Genomic DNA, 14,630 nt, shown 5'->3' with positions numbered 1-14,630 from the left:
CCATGCTCATGAGCACCAACAGCTACCTGGAGTTTTACCTCTCTCTCTTGGCCTGGATCATCAACAATGGCCTCTGGAGCGTCCTGTCCGACACCGGGCTGTTCGCCGCGCCCTTCGGCGCGATCATCCTCCAGGAATGGCTGTCGGCCCGTCAGCAAGGCGCGGATGAAGGTAACAAGGGATTGCTCTCGGTGCCGCTGATCGAGACCCGGCTGTGGCTGGCCTACATCATCGTGTTATTCGGCTGCGCGCCTGTCTTTCCGTTGAGCCTGGCCTCAATCGCGTTCGATGATGTGGCGAGCCAGCGCTGCGGTATCAGTGTGGCTAAGCCAGCAGAAACCGCCTGGGGGACCACTTTCAATACCATTGGCGAACGCTCTGCCAACGTGCCGATCTGGTGGTTTCTGGTGCATGCCTTGAGCAAAGGGGTAACCGCCGCGGCCACCGCCTCCATCCCCTGCGCACCGGATATCCGGCAGATGCGCATGGAAATCGACAGTTCGCGCATCGACAGCCAGGTATTGCTGCAAGAAGTCGCCGACTTCACCCGCGATTGCTATGGCTATTCCCGTTCTCGGTTGTTCACCAACCGCCCGCAATTGGACAAGGCACAAAGTCACGACACGTCCTGGATCGGCTCAAGCTATTTTCTCGACACGCCCGGCTACTACGATACGGATCGTTCACGCACTCCGCGAGTAAGCTGGCCGTATGACGAAAGCCGCGATGTGTCCTTACCTAGGCTGGAGAATGGCGCGGGCTACCCCACCTGCAAGCAGTGGTGGAGTGATAGCGGTGTTGGGTTGCGCGAGCGCTTGATCCAGCAAGTCGATCCTTCGCTGCTGACTCAGCTGAAAGGTTGGTTGACTGGTCGCTCGAGCAACGAGATCGAGGATGCCACCCTGCGTGAGCTGGTCAGCCCGCGCCAACAATCGATGTCCATGTCGCCCGGACAGGTGTACCAGGACTATGGCTCCAGCGCCCGCGGCGGCTCGATCAATCAGGGGCTCAATAACCTGGCCACCAATACCGGATTGGCACTGGGTTCCTTCAGTAATTTTCCCGCAATGAATGCGCTACGCGCCGCCCTGCCTATGGTGCAGGCGTTCCTGATTATGGGCGTCATCATCAGCCTGCCATTGATCCTGCTGGTCAGTACCTATCAGCTGAAGACCGTCATGACGGTGACGTTCGCGCTGTTCACGCTGCACATGCTGAGTTTCTGGTGGGAACTGGCCCGCTGGGTCGACTCCAGCATGCTCGACACTTTGTACAACCAGGTCTCGGCTTCCAATCAAGTGTTGTTATCGCTGCCTACATCCGGCTTCATGGATGGAACCGTCACGGCACAGGTGATCGAGTATGTGATGGGGGCAATGTTCTTGGTGCTGCCTGGACTATTTTTGGTCGCCATGAGCTGGGCTGGCTACTCAATCGGCAACAGCCTTGAGGGGATGTTAGGAGGTGCAAGCAAAGCCGCGCATGGAGCAGCGGGCAAAGGAACAGATCAGTTGATGGGTGCTACGAAGAAACTCATCTGACGTCATCAGATGATTTGAAATGACCTATGTAGTGGCCATTGTCATCGTAGTTGCCAAGATAGGAGTTAGCCCCAAGATAGTCTGGACCTGGATTATCCCCTTCAAGATTCATGTCAATGACAGCCTTGGACTGCAGAAAAGCGATCTCAGCGATCATCACCACAACAGAAGCGACCAACCAGAAACCGATAAAGAGCAGCCCCCCAACCAACGCCAACTTGGCAGTCAGAAAGCTCCCGCGAACAAGAAATTTACCTGCGGGCATTCCTGTCGTCACCGCACGCTCAGCCGCGCGCGACTCAAACGCTTTCAACTTGCGATACCCGCGCTTTATCGACATGCCACAGGTATATGCCCAGCGGTGGGCACGTGAATTCTGAACAGAGTTCTGAGTCGGCATGGTCTCGCCCTCTTCTGAGCGTTTTCATGGTTGAGGCAGGAGTAACAGCCTACTACTGAAAACTGTCCGTGCCTGACCGTTTATCAGTTTGCCCAGCCGGAAAATCTTCACTGGAAGACAGAAGACAAGCCCCATGAGACAGCTTCTCTACAGTGATTGACCCATATAAATCGTCCGGCTAAATACAAGGTACGGATCGCTGTCATCGACAGCACCCTGCCCAGGTAGCCAGAGCCTTCAAGGCTACGTCACTTCGGTGATGGTTCCCCCAAGTGCGATTAGCGTTCGGTGGCTCGCACGATGACCGTATCTACGGTGATGAACGCCTACCGCTCTCCTGAGCGCCTTTCGAGCTCTGCTCGTGAGGTAAGCCCTCATGATTTTTCTTCAACCCACTGCGGGAAAATCTTTCCCCGCACGGGACAGGTTTCTTCGCGTTTTCAACGGAGACATACCATGCCCAACTCACTTACACAGGAAACACTGAACACCCTTCGGTTGCCCATCGTGTTCACTCCTGGCGCGTGGCAACGCGCAGTACTGCTCGATCACTCCGATCATGCTGAGAAGCTGCAGATCGATCGGCTGAGCAATGTATTGCGCGCAGCCTTCGAAGCCCACCTGGCCTATCCATATAAGCCCTATGTGCTGTTCGAGGTAGTCCACATTCAATCAACCGATCAGGTAGACCACGACCCGTTGCTGCAATTGAGTCTCAGCCTACTCCATGAACCGGGTCAGCCTGGCGCCTTGCTGATAGCGCTTGCAGGAGAACACCGGCGCTAAGCGCCATTGGCGGCGCCCACCTCCACATTCGGACGGTATGCAAGACCTGTATCAATGCAACCCATCACCCAACCGGGGAAACCTCCCCCGACGGGCAAGGCGTTCCTCCGTTTTTCTCTCGAGGAAATTGCCATGCGCGATATCTACCAAGACGTAACTGACAAGATCGTTACCGCGTTAGACCAAGGCGTTGCTCCCTGGATCAAGCCTTGGTCCTCAAGTGGTTCCGCTTACATCGGTTATCAACCCTACCCCATCAACGCCATCACGCGACGTCCGTATTCGGGCATCAATTTACCGCTGCTCTGGGCCGAGGCCAGGTTGCAGGGGTTCACTCAAGATCGTTGGCTGACCTTCAACCAAGCCAAAAAGGCCGGTGGGCACATCCGTAAGGGCGAGCACAGCACCCTGGCGGTGCTCTATAAGCCGATGGAGCGCGAGGAACAGACCGAGTCAGGCCAACCCGTACTCGATGAAAACGGTCAGCCCAAGGTCGCTCACTTCGGCATTCTCAGGACGCATTTTCTGTTCAACATCGAGCAAACGGAGGGGCTCGAAGCGCTCAATGATACCCTGCTTGAAACGGAACCGACCAATCCCTTCCAGGCCAACAGCGTTGCGGAAAATCTGCTGTTAAGTTCAGGTGCACGCATCGTTCATCGGCCTGTCGACGAAGCCTTTTACCACCCGATCAGGGATCTCATCCAACTGCCGACAAAAGCGCAATTCCACGATGAAGGTGGGTACTACGCTACCGCACTGCACGAACTGACGCACTGGACCGGGCATCACTCTCGGTTGCAGCGCGAAGGCGTGACGTCATCCTTTCCGTTCGGCTCGCCAGGCTACGCGTTTGAGGAGTTGATCGCCGAGATGGGTCCTGCGTTTTTATGTGCTTACGCCGGCATTCAGGGAGAGCTGAGGCACGAGGGCTATATCGATTCCTGGCTCGGCCTGCTCAAGGCTGACAAACGCGCGATCTTCCGCGCCAGTGGCCACGCCCGAAGCGCGTCGGAGTATGTGCTCAACCTGCAGCAGCAACTGAAGCAGATGGTAATGGATGACTCACGATGCATGAACGATGGAGTTTGATCGTTACCTCACCGCTGCAATCGCTTCACAGGGCCCAACACGAGTTGGACCCTTTTTTCTACGCCCAGAAAAAAATCCCCATGCCGCAGGGCTCTGACGCAAAAAATCAGAGATGGGCACACACCCGCAGCCTGTCATTCCGCATCCAGGTTCTGCGCCAAAAAATCCACCAGCTCGAGCGGACTCCGGCTGTCGATCACCTTGTAGATCAGATCGCGTTTACTGCGCGGCAACTTCTTAACCACGCTCTTCGCCGAGGCCCTGACGGCTTCTTCGGTCCCATGGATACGTGCCGCGAGCAGCAGCACGAGTGTGGCGTCAGTGAGGTTCATGGCAAGACCCAAAAAATAGGCACCGCAGTGTACCGACTCTTGTCTTTTCCATACCAGCCCCCCAACAAACTGACGTGTAGCAGTATCGATAATCCGATTGCCGCACAAAGGGACACCAGCCAAAAGGACGGGTAAGGGTTGGAAGGGAATGGGGATTCAAGGGTAAGAGCCCTATCCGAAAAGGCTAAAAGGCCACTGACCCAATCACTTCCCGGAGGTCACGATGCTCAGTCTGTTTCGCCACAAAAGGCAGAAGCCCCCTCCGCCGCCGACCGTGAGCGTCGCCGAAGGTTACCTGTCCATCGAGTCGTCCCAGAGCTTATTAGGAGCCGAGCACCGCCGCCAGTTGCTCGATCGCATCTGGCAGTACACCGCCCTCTCCCACGCGCAATTCACCCAGCTCTATTTAAATCCGATCCATCGTTACGCCGAACAGGTCCAGCAACTGCCCGCCAGCGAGACGCACCACCATGCGTATCTCGGCGGTATGCTTGACCATGGCCTGGAGTTGGTCGCTTGCAGTTTGAAATTGCGTCAGTCGTATCTGCTTCCCACTGGCGCTGCGCCAGAAGACCAAGCCGCCCAGACCGATGCCTGGTCGGCGGGTATTGCTTATGGTGCGTTGCTGCATGACATCGGCAAGATCGCCGTGGACCTGCAGGTCGAACGCCAGGATGGCCGTGTTTGGCATCCTTGGCAGGGCCCCCTGGATCAGCCCTACCGTTTTCGCTACTTCAAAGGTCGCGACTATCACTTGCATGGCGCCGCAACCGGCTTGCTCTACACCCAGATTCTCGACCGCCCGATATTGGATTGGCTCAGTGGATTTCCGTCGCTGTGGGCCAGCCTGCTGTATGTCCTGGCGGGTCAGTACGAACGTGCCGGCGTGCTGGGCGAGTTGGTGATTCAAGCCGACCGCGTCTCCACCGCGCAGAACATCGGTGGCAACCCGAACAAGGCACTGCAGGCACCAATGCATTCGCTGCAACATCACTTGATCAGCGGACTGCGTCATCTGGTTCAACACGAGTTGAAACTCAACCAGCCAGGTGCCGCGGGTTGGTTGACTCAAGATGCTCTGTGGCTCGTCAGCAAGACCGTCACCGACAAGCTGCGAGCCTATCTACTGTCGCAATCAATTGAGGGCATTCCCTCGTCCAATCTCGCGGTGTTTGACGAGCTGCAGTCACATGGATTGGTTGAGTCCACGCCGGAAGGCAAAGCCATCTGGACCGCTCTCGTCAAGCAGGGAAACTGGCAGCAGAGCTTTACCTTTCTGCGCCTTCAACCGGCGTTGATCTGGGGGAACGAAGACCGGCCTGAGGTATTTAGCGGAACATTGAGCATTGCGGCTCATGAGCACTTAACTGACGCCCCGGTACCAACATCAGCGCCTGAGACAGTTAGTACAAGGTCAGGCCAAAGCCAACCGCAGCCGGATCCCATGGCGCTAGAGGATACCGACTACCTCGGCACGCTGCTGAACATGTTCGAGTTGGAGGAGCCTGAGGCCCGTGATGTCCCCTCAGAAAGCGCTGTCGAAACTTCAACGACTCCATTGGATAACCCAGGCCAGGCATTCCTGAATTGGGTCAAGAAAGGCATTCTCAGCCACAAGCTGATCATCAACGACAGCAAGGCTAAAATCCACACGGTGGATGGGAGCGTATTTCTGGTCACGCCTGGTCTCTTTCAACGCTATACACAGGAATTCCCCGGTATCTCTCAGGGCGCCTGCCAAGACATCGAAGAATGGCGTTGGGTGCAGAAGCAGTTTGAGAAACTGAAGGTCCACAGGAAGCGCGACGATGGTTTAAATATTTGGGTCTGTCAGGTGGAAGGTCCTCGGAAGAAAGGAGAACTCCAGGGCTATTTGATAGAAAAACCAAAAATATTATTCGATGTTACGCTGGTGCCATCGGACAATATTTTTTTAAAATTGAAAAATCTTAAATGTTCGTAACATCCCAGAATCGACTCAGACAATCAGGCGCGTGCGCATTCCATGCCATCCGGCCACTCATTCTACAGTCATCCGGCCGAGCTGTCGGAGCGCAGCGACGCAGGTTTGCATTGTTAGTCTGAAGTCTCTGTCGCCGTCAATTTCGTTGCGCGCCTGCGCATCGATTCGCCCTTCAGCTCAATCCGGTAAACGCTCCACGACGACCTCTCTGCTTCGATAAAAGAGGTCGACGGTAGCGAATTAATCCTGCGCTGCTGCCTACCTTGTGGGTGGCCGGATGCCCGTGGAATCCGCACTCAGCGCGTGGAACATGTGCGCCAGTGCCATTCCTACCCTGCTTTTCCTTCTGCGGAGATGTTGCCTCGACAACGCTGACAGACTTCCTAGAAAGGCAGCTCATCCGCCGGTACTTTATCCGGCGGCTCTTTGCGTGGAGATAGGTGCTCCAATAAAAATCGCAGCTTGCCCAGCAGTTCGTCGAAGGTGATTACTTCCACGTTCTTACAGGCATTTCGAAACACTTCGAAACTCCGGCGTTGCATGTCCTCCTTGGGCAAAATGCCGGCGATGACCACGCATCTGATGGCATCCGGACGTGAGTCTCGGAGCTCTGGGCGTTGCTGATGAATTAACCAATTCTCGTGAAGTTTGCTCTGCTGATAAAGCACCTGAGTAACCGCCCCACTCAGCTCCTCGTCAGGCGCGAACACTTCTTTGTTTCGGTAGGGCTTCGCACGCAGCAAGGAACTGCTTGGTTTCTTAATTTCCACAATGGCTAGGGCGAGGCCTTGCTCGGCGAATAGATAGTCACCAATCTGTGCGCCGGTACCGTCCAATCTAGAGCCCTGGGCATGAAACTGGGTGTGAAGCAATCTAACAGGACGGGCGAAAATCATGGTGAGGATGAAGATATTGCGCTCAAAGAATTTCTGCCAGACGTTTTCAGAAAGTCCTTTCTGAAGCATGCTTTCGTACTGTTCAATCATCTGAGCCAGGGTGACGCGTTCAATCTCGGCATGCAGCTCGATCAGTTCCCTGGGTACCTCCGTCGCCAGCTTTTCTACATTGGAGCGCAGCGCTTTGACCGTTGCTTTTCGCCCAGCGCGAGCGACTTCTTTGCTTTGTCTTCCCCGGTCCAGGCGAACCTCAACCAGTTGGCCTTCCGGGTTAACTTGGACAATGGGTGGAAACCTCTCAGAATCCAAAGGTGCCAAAAGCGTGTTGCGGATGTGGACTGTTCTGGCCTGTTTCACGACATCGCGCATTTTTCGAGTCGTGCGCTCGAATGCTCGCCGTATCGTTTGAAGATCATCCTCCGGAATTCGTACGGTATTGCCGTCCACCCTTAAAATATCGTCACGCCCCAACACGATGGTGTTAAGTTGCTGAAAGCTGGAAAGCCCCCGCCAAATTTCATCCAACTCCTTAGTTAGCCCTAGCCCATAGTTGCATGGGTTAAACGTCCGCCACGGAAGCGTCAGCTCTATGTCAGAAATCGCCGATGCCGGATTATCCGGTAGGCTTTTCCCAAAGTACTTTTCATAAGTGATTGTTCGGAAGCGGCCATGCCGAGGCTTCAGGTAGCGCTGTGCATGAGGATTGGAGAACACTGGATAGGTGACAATCTGCTTCTGATAGACCCTTGCCAGCCAATGCCAATCGGGTTCAGGCTGACTATGCCAACGACGGGGGTCAGAGGCATCCCGAACGAAAGTCTGCATGAACAGATCTCGATACTCTAGGCCTTCATCGGTCACGCCAGCTTCAATCCGAAACGCTGGCTCCATGACCTCAACATCCGTGTACCACCTACTTTGCCCCTGACGACGTTGCACTGCCATTGCTCTCCCTCCTGGGATTTGCACATGAACCTTCCGAGAAATGTGCAAGGTGATTGTCACGGACAGCTGCGTAGTCATGTAGCGGTTAGGCGCTAGGAAGGTGTCTAGAGAGTCCGGGGCGATTCACACGTCACGTTGAAAGCTCAGCCGTTGCGATCGATTAAGCACCGTTATTGAGATCTGCAATCATCATTGCCATCGAGCTCCGACTTGCACCGAGGTGAGTCAGCTTTTCGACGTTCTCAGCTGTAAAAAAGCGCCGGCCGGCAGCCACAATCTCTTGGGCCTTTAATATGCTCTGTGGCACCTCACCAACCCACTTCGCAGTGACTGTGAGATGCCGTGGGCTCATTGCATCAATATCGGTCGAGCAAGTCTTACTGAGCTCGCGCATGGGCTGAATTAGATTGGTAACTAACATTTCTTTGAAACGAGCCTTGATGAACAGAAGCCCATCCAGGCTGGCGACAGGTACTGGCTTGGTTGGCCATCCCTTTCCGTCATTCGCTTTTCGGTTCGAGGTTTCAAAAAATGCTTCAGCCTCCGTTTCTGTCATCGCCACTTCTTTCTCAATAACTGCGTTGTCTCGGTCAGCTCGCTGTTTCAGAACGGCAAAAATCCCAGTCCCTATCGCGCCCATTAGGCGGACCTTTTTTTCCTGCAACTCTCGATAATCTGACTCCAGCACCTCAATCGTGGCAATCATTCTCGGCATGTCTTCAATCATCGCCATTACTGACTCGATACGCCGACGGCGGGCAATAGCCTGATCAACTCGCTGACGCTCGCGGGTAAAGGTCATGCCAAAGTGTGTTTTGCCGCAATGGCTACCGATCGCCGTTTCATGACCGTCACTGGTGGTTATCAAATAACCGTTCAGGTGGGGGGTATGACACGACTCGATACCGCAAGGAATTCTGTCAAGGAATCGGTAAGGTGCTAAAACCGATCCAAAACGTCGGACAGCCTTCGGATGAAACGCAAGCGACGGCTCAAAGCCAGGTCTCGCCAGAAGGTCTTCATAGGTGTTGATTACAACCAGCTCTTGATTCAAGTCCCTTTACCTCCCGGATAGCTGCAGGTTACTGGCGATGAGCCAGCCCCCATATTAAAGCACTTAATCGCCTCTTATTTTGTAGATGAACGTCCAGTACGGATCGGAGCAGTAAAATCGTGCCCTCCATTTTGGGGCTGTGCTGCGAAAGAAAGCACAGCAACAAAACGCCCCTGTTAGCTCATATCTTTCACTTACGGCTCTTACACCGGCAGCGAAAAACTGGCGTCGGGCGTGGGCCATGCAGCCGAATTCGGTGATCCCGAGGACAAGGCTGGCTTTGTAGCCACCCTAGTCGTCGCAGACCAACCAGCCTTTCCAGTCGCCCAGGAAGTTGCGGGCATGCTCGCCTGATCGACCACGGCTGAAGTCGTACACCACTGCATTGATCGGGGCGGTGGTCGTCGTGGCATAGCCCCAGACATGCGCCCGGTGGGTTTTCTTCTCGCCTGGTGCGAGCATTTGCACAGGAGTTTCGTCGACATGCACTACGTTGTGCTCAAGTACGACTACGCGTAGGGCATCGATCAATGGCTGCAATTGCACACCGCAGATATCCACCCAACTGGCTAGCGTTAAACGAGCAATCGCAAGACCAGCACGCCCGAAGATTTGATCCTGGCGATACAGCGGCAAATGATCGGCGTATTACCGTAACGAACGCCGGCAGTGTTGCGGGCGCTTGATTCCGGTAAATCGGTAGCCACTTGCGGATCACGCTGGCGTTGATGCCGTGATGGATGGCTACGCTGAAAATCGTCGCTCCGGGTTGCAGGCATTCCTGAACGACCTGGGCTTTGAATGATTTAGGGTAAGAGCTTCGTTAGCGCATGAAAATCCTGGCGATAAGGGCGATCGCGTCCGCTTAAAATTCGCAGACACCATCGCCCTAAATGCTGGAGTTCGGTAGGTGACTTGGCCCGACGGATACAGTGCATCCACCATCTCTCCCACTCTATTATTAATGGCCGCCTAACCACCACTAAAGTATGAGCCTAACCAACTAATCGATAATTCGATGCCATGAGAAATACCATGTCCAAACCTTAATCATCTTGCTGGTGGCGTCGAAAGCGGGAGTGCAGCGTTTCAATCAACGGACTTGTACGTAGATTTGGAGCTTCGTATCGGACGGCTCGAGGCATCGCAATTCGTGCCCATATTCTGGCTGGTGCGTGAATTTCATACATAGCTAATGAATACGCGATCAAGGTGATATTACGCTAAGCTGGACGCAACGAGGCGCTACCAAAGGAGAGGATATGGCATCGGCCAGGCAGGATTTTGAGCGTTTTGTGGGATGGCTTTATCAGCCTGAAAAAGGCATCCCTTCGGATGTCCGTCGTCTAGCTGCCTTGGTTTTGTCGAAATTCGATGAATTGGCTGAGACCTCGCGTCAACGAAGTCAGCGATCCATATACCTAGTTGAACTGATTCGACGAGAACTCGAGGGTACCGCAGACATTGCTCCGGTCGCAGTTGCTCAGGCTGATCTCGGGACATGGCCTTGGGCGAAACTTCGACATCTGACACTCGGTCCATTTCGAGGCTTTCGAGCAGCTGAGCCATTCGACCTCACCAAGCAAATCATCCTTTTCTACGGCCCCAACGGTAGCGGCAAAACCAGTCTGTGCGAAGGACTGGAGTACGCGCTCTTGGGAGATGTCGAAGAGGCGGGAAGCAAGCGCATTGCTGCCCGCACTTATCTCGCCAATGTCCATGATGGGCGATTCAACGCACCAATACTGAAAGCGACCGATCAGCAAGGGCGAGAAGTAAATGTCGTTGCCAACGCTGACACCTATCGTTTCTGCTTCGTAGAAAAGAACCGGATCGACGCGTTTTCCAGAATCGCCGCACGCCCCAATGCCCAACGAGCGGAACTCATTGCCACTCTCTTCGGCATGGATCAGTTCAATGAGTTCGTGGGCCATTTCAATGAGAGCATCGATGGGCAGCTTATCCTTCTCGGCGAACAACAGACCACATTGACTGCTCGCCGAAATGCGTTGGCAGCAGATAGAACGACCGTTGAAAATGAAGCAGCATCCCAGCAAGCACTGGCGGAAGAAGAGGCAGCCCTAGCGAAGGAGTACGACGCCGAGATCACATATGACGTGCTTAAAGAGCTTATCGGTACCGCCGAAACTCCGGGTCGCCTTCAGGAACTCGAAGCGATTTTGGAAGCAGTACCGCTTAATGTGCTCGGCGTAACGCGCCAGGGCCTTCTAGATGCTTTTGAGAAGACACACAAATGTGATGAGGAGCTCAAAGACATCGTTGAAGCTCTTCGCGCCAGAAGCGACCAAGTCTCTTTTAAGGCGCTTTATGACTCGGTCCTGGCCCTACAAGAAGTCGCGGGAGACCGGTGCCCGGCCTGTGACACCCCACTGAAAGGTCAGACTCACGTAGCTGCAGATCCATATCTAAGGGCGGGCGAAGGGCTTAAACAGCTTGAAGAGCTTGGTGTTCTCCAGGAGCAGCAGCAGGTTACGCAGACCACGCTTGGGCAAGCGTCACGTGAGTTGCGCCAGATGTTCAGTCCCGTCGCCGCTTTCATCGATGCCCAGCCCGGAGAAAATAAGGCCATTTCCCAGTGGATTGGTCAGCTTCCAGAAGAACCGGTTGAACGTTGGTGGTCAAGCATCTACCCCCAAACGGTGGTGATTCAAGATGCACTACCGTCCCTTGATGAAATCCTGTCTGTGGTGGATCGCATGGCAGCACAAGACGTTGCGTCGTTGCAAGCTCAGCAGGATCGCCAGCCGCACATTACGGAGCGTCGACGGCTCAACGAATTCCAGCTCAAGGTTCAAGCCCAGGATCTTAAGAGACAGCAACTGCAAGAGAACGTTGAGGCTGCAAATAGCCGTATCAATGCATTCGACGAAACAAATGCTGAGCTAATTGCCCAAGCGAACCAAGAGATTCTCGACATAGAGCGGGATACCCCCTTCAAGGGGACCTATGACCGATTTCTTGTAGAACTAAGGTCCTACAGGGATCAGCTCCCGGGGCAGTTGATAGCGGGACTCAACGACGCCGCCAAGGATCTTTACAACGCATTCAATCGCAACGATCGGGATGAGGACAAATTATTCGCACTGCATCTTCCAATTGGAGGTGAAGGGAAGATTGAGATCTGCTTCCAAGGTAATCCGGGCGCTCGGGTCGATGCACTTCACATACTTAGCGAAGGCCATATTCGCTGCCTCGGGTTGGCAATCCTCATGGCTAAGGCGAAAAGCATAGAATGCCCTGTCATCGTCTTCGACGACGCCATTAATGCAATCGACCACGATCATCGAGGCGGTATCCGAGAAACAATCTTTGAAAGTGACCACTTTGCTCAAACTCAATTAATCGTCACCTGTCACAGCAACGAATTCATCAAGGACATCCAGCAACATATCCCCGTCCAGAGACGCAATGGTTGCCAGGTCTATCTGTTACGCCATCATGACGGCAACTATCAACCCAGAGTGACCGGAAACGTACCTAGCGCAAACTACATCGCGAAAGCTAGGGCCGCAAGAGAGGCCCTGAATGATAGAGATGCCCTAGCAGCGTCACGCCAAGCCTTAGAAATGCTGTCTGAAAAGGTATGGCGTTGGCTCGGCAGCCACGACCAGGGGGTCTTAAATATCATGCTCGCCGGGGTTGGTGCCGAGCCCGGGTTGAGAAACCTTTGTGAAGCACTGGTCAAGAAGTTACGGGATGCACAAACATTCAACCATGCCAACAAAGGCCCCCTGTTGACCGCCTATGATCGCATTTTGGGAATCCCAGCCACTAACCTAGTGTGGACCTACCTTAACAAGGGAACGCACGAAGAAGCTGACCGCGATGATTTTGATGGAGAGCTTGTGGAGTCAGTAGTTCACACCTTAGAAGAGCTTGATCACCTCGATCTACGGGCTGGACGCTAACGATGCGATGCCTGTGCCCTGCCCATCTTTGGTACCCGATTAGAAGTACTGATGCGAGTGTGAACATACCCTATGCGATCCATGCCTTTTACTCGACCTACACTCATTGCTGCAGTCGAATTGCTAGAGCAGAACACGCAGGCACGCTTTAATCAGGTTGTGCTTCGGCTTGGCCTCGAGGATGAAATCACCTCAAGCACTAGCCTTAGCGTGGCCAAGAAATGCGATCTCCTCGGCCGCATCGTGGTGCAACGCGCCGAGACCGTAGTTCAGACGCTTGATGGCACCATGAGCTTGGGTGAGGCCGTAATTCGACAGGCCGCGCAGCTGGAGCAACAGGATCAAACTCAATCCTTGCATGCAGCTTTCGCGCGGAGCTTGGCGCGGGACGGCTATGTGCTCGTCTTTGATGACCATGGGCTAAACGCCTCCATTCGCGCCGCTCTGCCCGGCGAGGTCCAACTTCCTGAAACCGACGACGAGGTCCACCGCCTCCTGAAATTTTTCGGGTTCGTTATCCCTCTCGGTCATATTGACCAGGCGATTGAAGCCCACACACGCGGCGACTGGGCGGCCTGCAATAGCCAGCTTCGGACGTTCTTCGAAAGCCTGTTGGACGAGATAGCCCGTAATATCCGGCCGCTAGAGGCGGCTCAGCGCCCAAGCTCTGAGAACCGGCGCGCACTCCTTGCGGAGATCGGTTTTCTTGCTGTGGACCGTAACGAATGGACGCAGGATGGAAAGAACTACATCAACGGTCTCTTCAAGATGCTCCACTCGGAAGGCTCCCATCCGGGCCTTTCCGACGAGGATCACAGCACCTTCCGATTACATGTAGTGCTCATTACGGCGAGGACTTTCTTGCGCCGCCTATCAACCGGCCGGTGATGCCCATGGCTTTTTTCTCGCAAGATCAGTTAGATGCAATCGCCCGCGCGCTTGGCGATACCACAGAGGGTCTGAGCGGACCTGAGATCGAGCACCTGCTGGCCTCGTGCAAGATTGCCGATCCCGGACCTATGACGAAGCGCGTACGTATCTACAACGCTTTTGCAGAATGCCAGAACACCAAACGAAACCGTACCAACATCCTCGAGTTCATTCGGCGCGCCATGAAGCCCGCTCGCTACATTCACGAGCCTAACCGCTACGAGCCAATGCGGGCTCGCCTGAACCAGGCGCTTGTGTTCGCCGGGCTTGTGGTCGATGAGGCCGGCGAGCTGAAGTCGGCGGATGTAGCCAAGACCTTGCCAGAAGCTCTGCAGAGGGCTCGCGACTTGCGCGCGGACCTTGAAGGGCGAGGGGTTCACCCAGATGTCTTGAAATTCTGCCGCGCCGAACTTCTCGTTGACAACTACTTTCATGCGGCGCAAGAAGCTGTCAAAAGTGTTGCTGACAAGATGCGTACCCGCACCGGAATGGCCGATGACGGATCTGCTCTGGTCGATCGTGTTCTCTCTGGCAATTCCCCTCTCATGGCTATCAACGCGCTGTCGACGGCTAGCGAACGTAGCGAGCAGAGTGGGTTTGCCAATCTTGTCCGCGGTACATTCGGCATGTTTCGCAATCCGACCGCGCATGAGGCCCGAATACATTGGGCGATGACCAAGGAAGACGCACAAGACCTGATGTCGATCGTTTCTCTGATTCATCGACGCTTAGACATGGCGCAAGTGCTATCACGCGCGTGAT

11 protein-coding genes and 2 pseudogenes are annotated in these 14,630 nt (G+C 54.6%); 7 read left to right on the top strand and 6 right to left on the bottom strand.

Translation table 11 applies throughout. The annotated features are described in order from the left end of the window. The first annotated feature begins 2 nt into the window (after positions 1 to 2). Positions 3 to 1,541 (top strand): conjugal transfer protein TraG N-terminal domain-containing protein, encoded by a 1,539-nt coding sequence (locus L6D81_RS07825; protein ID WP_236178582.1) that lies wholly within the window; start codon positions 3 to 5, stop codon positions 1,539 to 1,541. Here L6D81_RS07825 and L6D81_RS07820 read toward each other — a convergent pair. Further along, positions 1,534 to 1,941: a DUF3742 family protein gene (locus L6D81_RS07820; RefSeq protein WP_236178581.1), complete on the bottom strand. Its 408-nt coding sequence runs from the start codon at positions 1,939 to 1,941 to the stop codon at positions 1,534 to 1,536. The two genes, L6D81_RS07825 and L6D81_RS07820, sit on opposite strands and share 8 nt — an antisense overlap. A gap of 456 nt (positions 1,942 to 2,397) precedes the next feature. Here L6D81_RS07820 and L6D81_RS07815 point away from each other — a divergent pair, with 456 nt between their 5' ends. Continuing rightward, positions 2,398 to 2,727 carry a hypothetical protein gene (locus L6D81_RS07815; protein ID WP_236178580.1) on the top strand — a complete coding sequence of 110 codons (330 nt, stop codon included), beginning with the start codon at positions 2,398 to 2,400 and terminating at the stop codon, positions 2,725 to 2,727. A gap of 132 nt (positions 2,728 to 2,859) precedes the next feature. Beyond that, positions 2,860 to 3,819, top strand: coding sequence for an ArdC family protein (locus L6D81_RS07810; protein WP_236178579.1), 960 nt, complete (start codon positions 2,860 to 2,862; stop codon positions 3,817 to 3,819). Between the two features lie 134 nt (positions 3,820 to 3,953). Here L6D81_RS07810 and L6D81_RS07805 read toward each other — a convergent pair whose 3' ends face one another. Further along, positions 3,954 to 4,151: a DUF7740 domain-containing protein gene (locus L6D81_RS07805; RefSeq protein WP_236178578.1), complete on the bottom strand. Its 198-nt coding sequence runs from the start codon at positions 4,149 to 4,151 to the stop codon at positions 3,954 to 3,956. Positions 4,152 to 4,374: 223 nt separating this feature from the next. Between L6D81_RS07805 and mobH the strand changes: the two genes are divergently transcribed. Beyond that, positions 4,375 to 6,114 (top strand): MobH family relaxase, encoded by a 1,740-nt coding sequence (mobH, locus tag L6D81_RS07800; RefSeq protein WP_236178577.1) that lies wholly within the window; start codon positions 4,375 to 4,377, stop codon positions 6,112 to 6,114. A gap of 383 nt (positions 6,115 to 6,497) precedes the next feature. Here the strand turns inward: mobH and L6D81_RS07790 are convergent, their stop codons facing one another. The 4 genes and pseudogenes from L6D81_RS07790 to L6D81_RS29670 all read right to left on the bottom strand — a co-directional run. Continuing rightward, positions 6,498 to 7,955 carry a Shedu immune nuclease family protein gene (locus L6D81_RS07790; RefSeq protein WP_236178576.1) on the bottom strand — a complete coding sequence of 486 codons (1,458 nt, stop codon included), beginning with the start codon at positions 7,953 to 7,955 and terminating at the stop codon, positions 6,498 to 6,500. 160 nt (positions 7,956 to 8,115) lie between these two features. Beyond that, on the bottom strand, positions 8,116 to 9,009 hold the full coding sequence (locus tag L6D81_RS07785) for a hypothetical protein (RefSeq protein WP_236178575.1): 894 nt from the start codon (positions 9,007 to 9,009) through the stop codon (positions 8,116 to 8,118). 216 nt (positions 9,010 to 9,225) lie between these two features. Continuing rightward, a pseudogene (locus L6D81_RS07780) lies at positions 9,226 to 9,657 on the bottom strand (IS66 family transposase); the annotation flags it as partial. Positions 9,658 to 9,709: 52 nt separating this feature from the next. Beyond that, a pseudogene (locus L6D81_RS29670) lies at positions 9,710 to 9,820 on the bottom strand (transposase); the annotation flags it as partial. Positions 9,821 to 10,271: 451 nt separating this feature from the next. Between L6D81_RS29670 and L6D81_RS07775 the strand changes: the two are divergent. The 3 genes from L6D81_RS07775 (at position 10,272) to L6D81_RS07765 (ending at position 14,629) form a co-directional block, all read left to right on the top strand. Then, complete coding sequence (locus L6D81_RS07775) at positions 10,272 to 12,938, top strand: AAA family ATPase (protein ID WP_236178574.1); 2,667 nt, start codon at positions 10,272 to 10,274, stop codon at positions 12,936 to 12,938. Between the two features lie 120 nt (positions 12,939 to 13,058). Continuing rightward, positions 13,059 to 13,826, top strand: a complete 768-nt coding sequence (locus L6D81_RS07770) for a hypothetical protein (RefSeq protein ID WP_236178573.1) — start codon at positions 13,059 to 13,061, stop codon at positions 13,824 to 13,826. 5 nt (positions 13,827 to 13,831) lie between these two features. Further along, complete coding sequence (locus L6D81_RS07765) at positions 13,832 to 14,629, top strand: TIGR02391 family protein (protein WP_236178572.1); 798 nt, start codon at positions 13,832 to 13,834, stop codon at positions 14,627 to 14,629. The last annotated feature ends 1 nt before the right edge of the window (position 14,630 follow it).

This window comes from Pseudomonas sputi, assembly GCF_021603585.1.
In the GTDB taxonomy this organism is placed as follows: domain Bacteria; phylum Pseudomonadota; class Gammaproteobacteria; order Pseudomonadales; family Pseudomonadaceae; genus Aquipseudomonas; species Aquipseudomonas sputi.
This window is presented reverse-complemented; position numbering and strand designations above follow the sequence as displayed.

Coding starts and splice junctions, on each gene's coding strand:
- L6D81_RS07825 (WP_236178582.1), top strand. CDS start 3: ATGCTCATGAGCACCAACAGCTACCTGGAGTTTTACCTCTCTCTCTTG.
- L6D81_RS07820 (WP_236178581.1), bottom strand. CDS start 1,941: ATGCCGACTCAGAACTCTGTTCAGAATTCACGTGCCCACCGCTGGGCA.
- L6D81_RS07815 (WP_236178580.1), top strand. CDS start 2,398: ATGCCCAACTCACTTACACAGGAAACACTGAACACCCTTCGGTTGCCC.
- L6D81_RS07810 (WP_236178579.1), top strand. CDS start 2,860: ATGCGCGATATCTACCAAGACGTAACTGACAAGATCGTTACCGCGTTA.
- L6D81_RS07805 (WP_236178578.1), bottom strand. CDS start 4,151: ATGAACCTCACTGACGCCACACTCGTGCTGCTGCTCGCGGCACGTATC.
- mobH (WP_236178577.1), top strand. CDS start 4,375: ATGCTCAGTCTGTTTCGCCACAAAAGGCAGAAGCCCCCTCCGCCGCCG.
- L6D81_RS07790 (WP_236178576.1), bottom strand. CDS start 7,955: ATGGCAGTGCAACGTCGTCAGGGGCAAAGTAGGTGGTACACGGATGTT.
- L6D81_RS07775 (WP_236178574.1), top strand. CDS start 10,272: ATGGCATCGGCCAGGCAGGATTTTGAGCGTTTTGTGGGATGGCTTTAT.
- L6D81_RS07765 (WP_236178572.1), top strand. CDS start 13,832: ATGGCTTTTTTCTCGCAAGATCAGTTAGATGCAATCGCCCGCGCGCTT.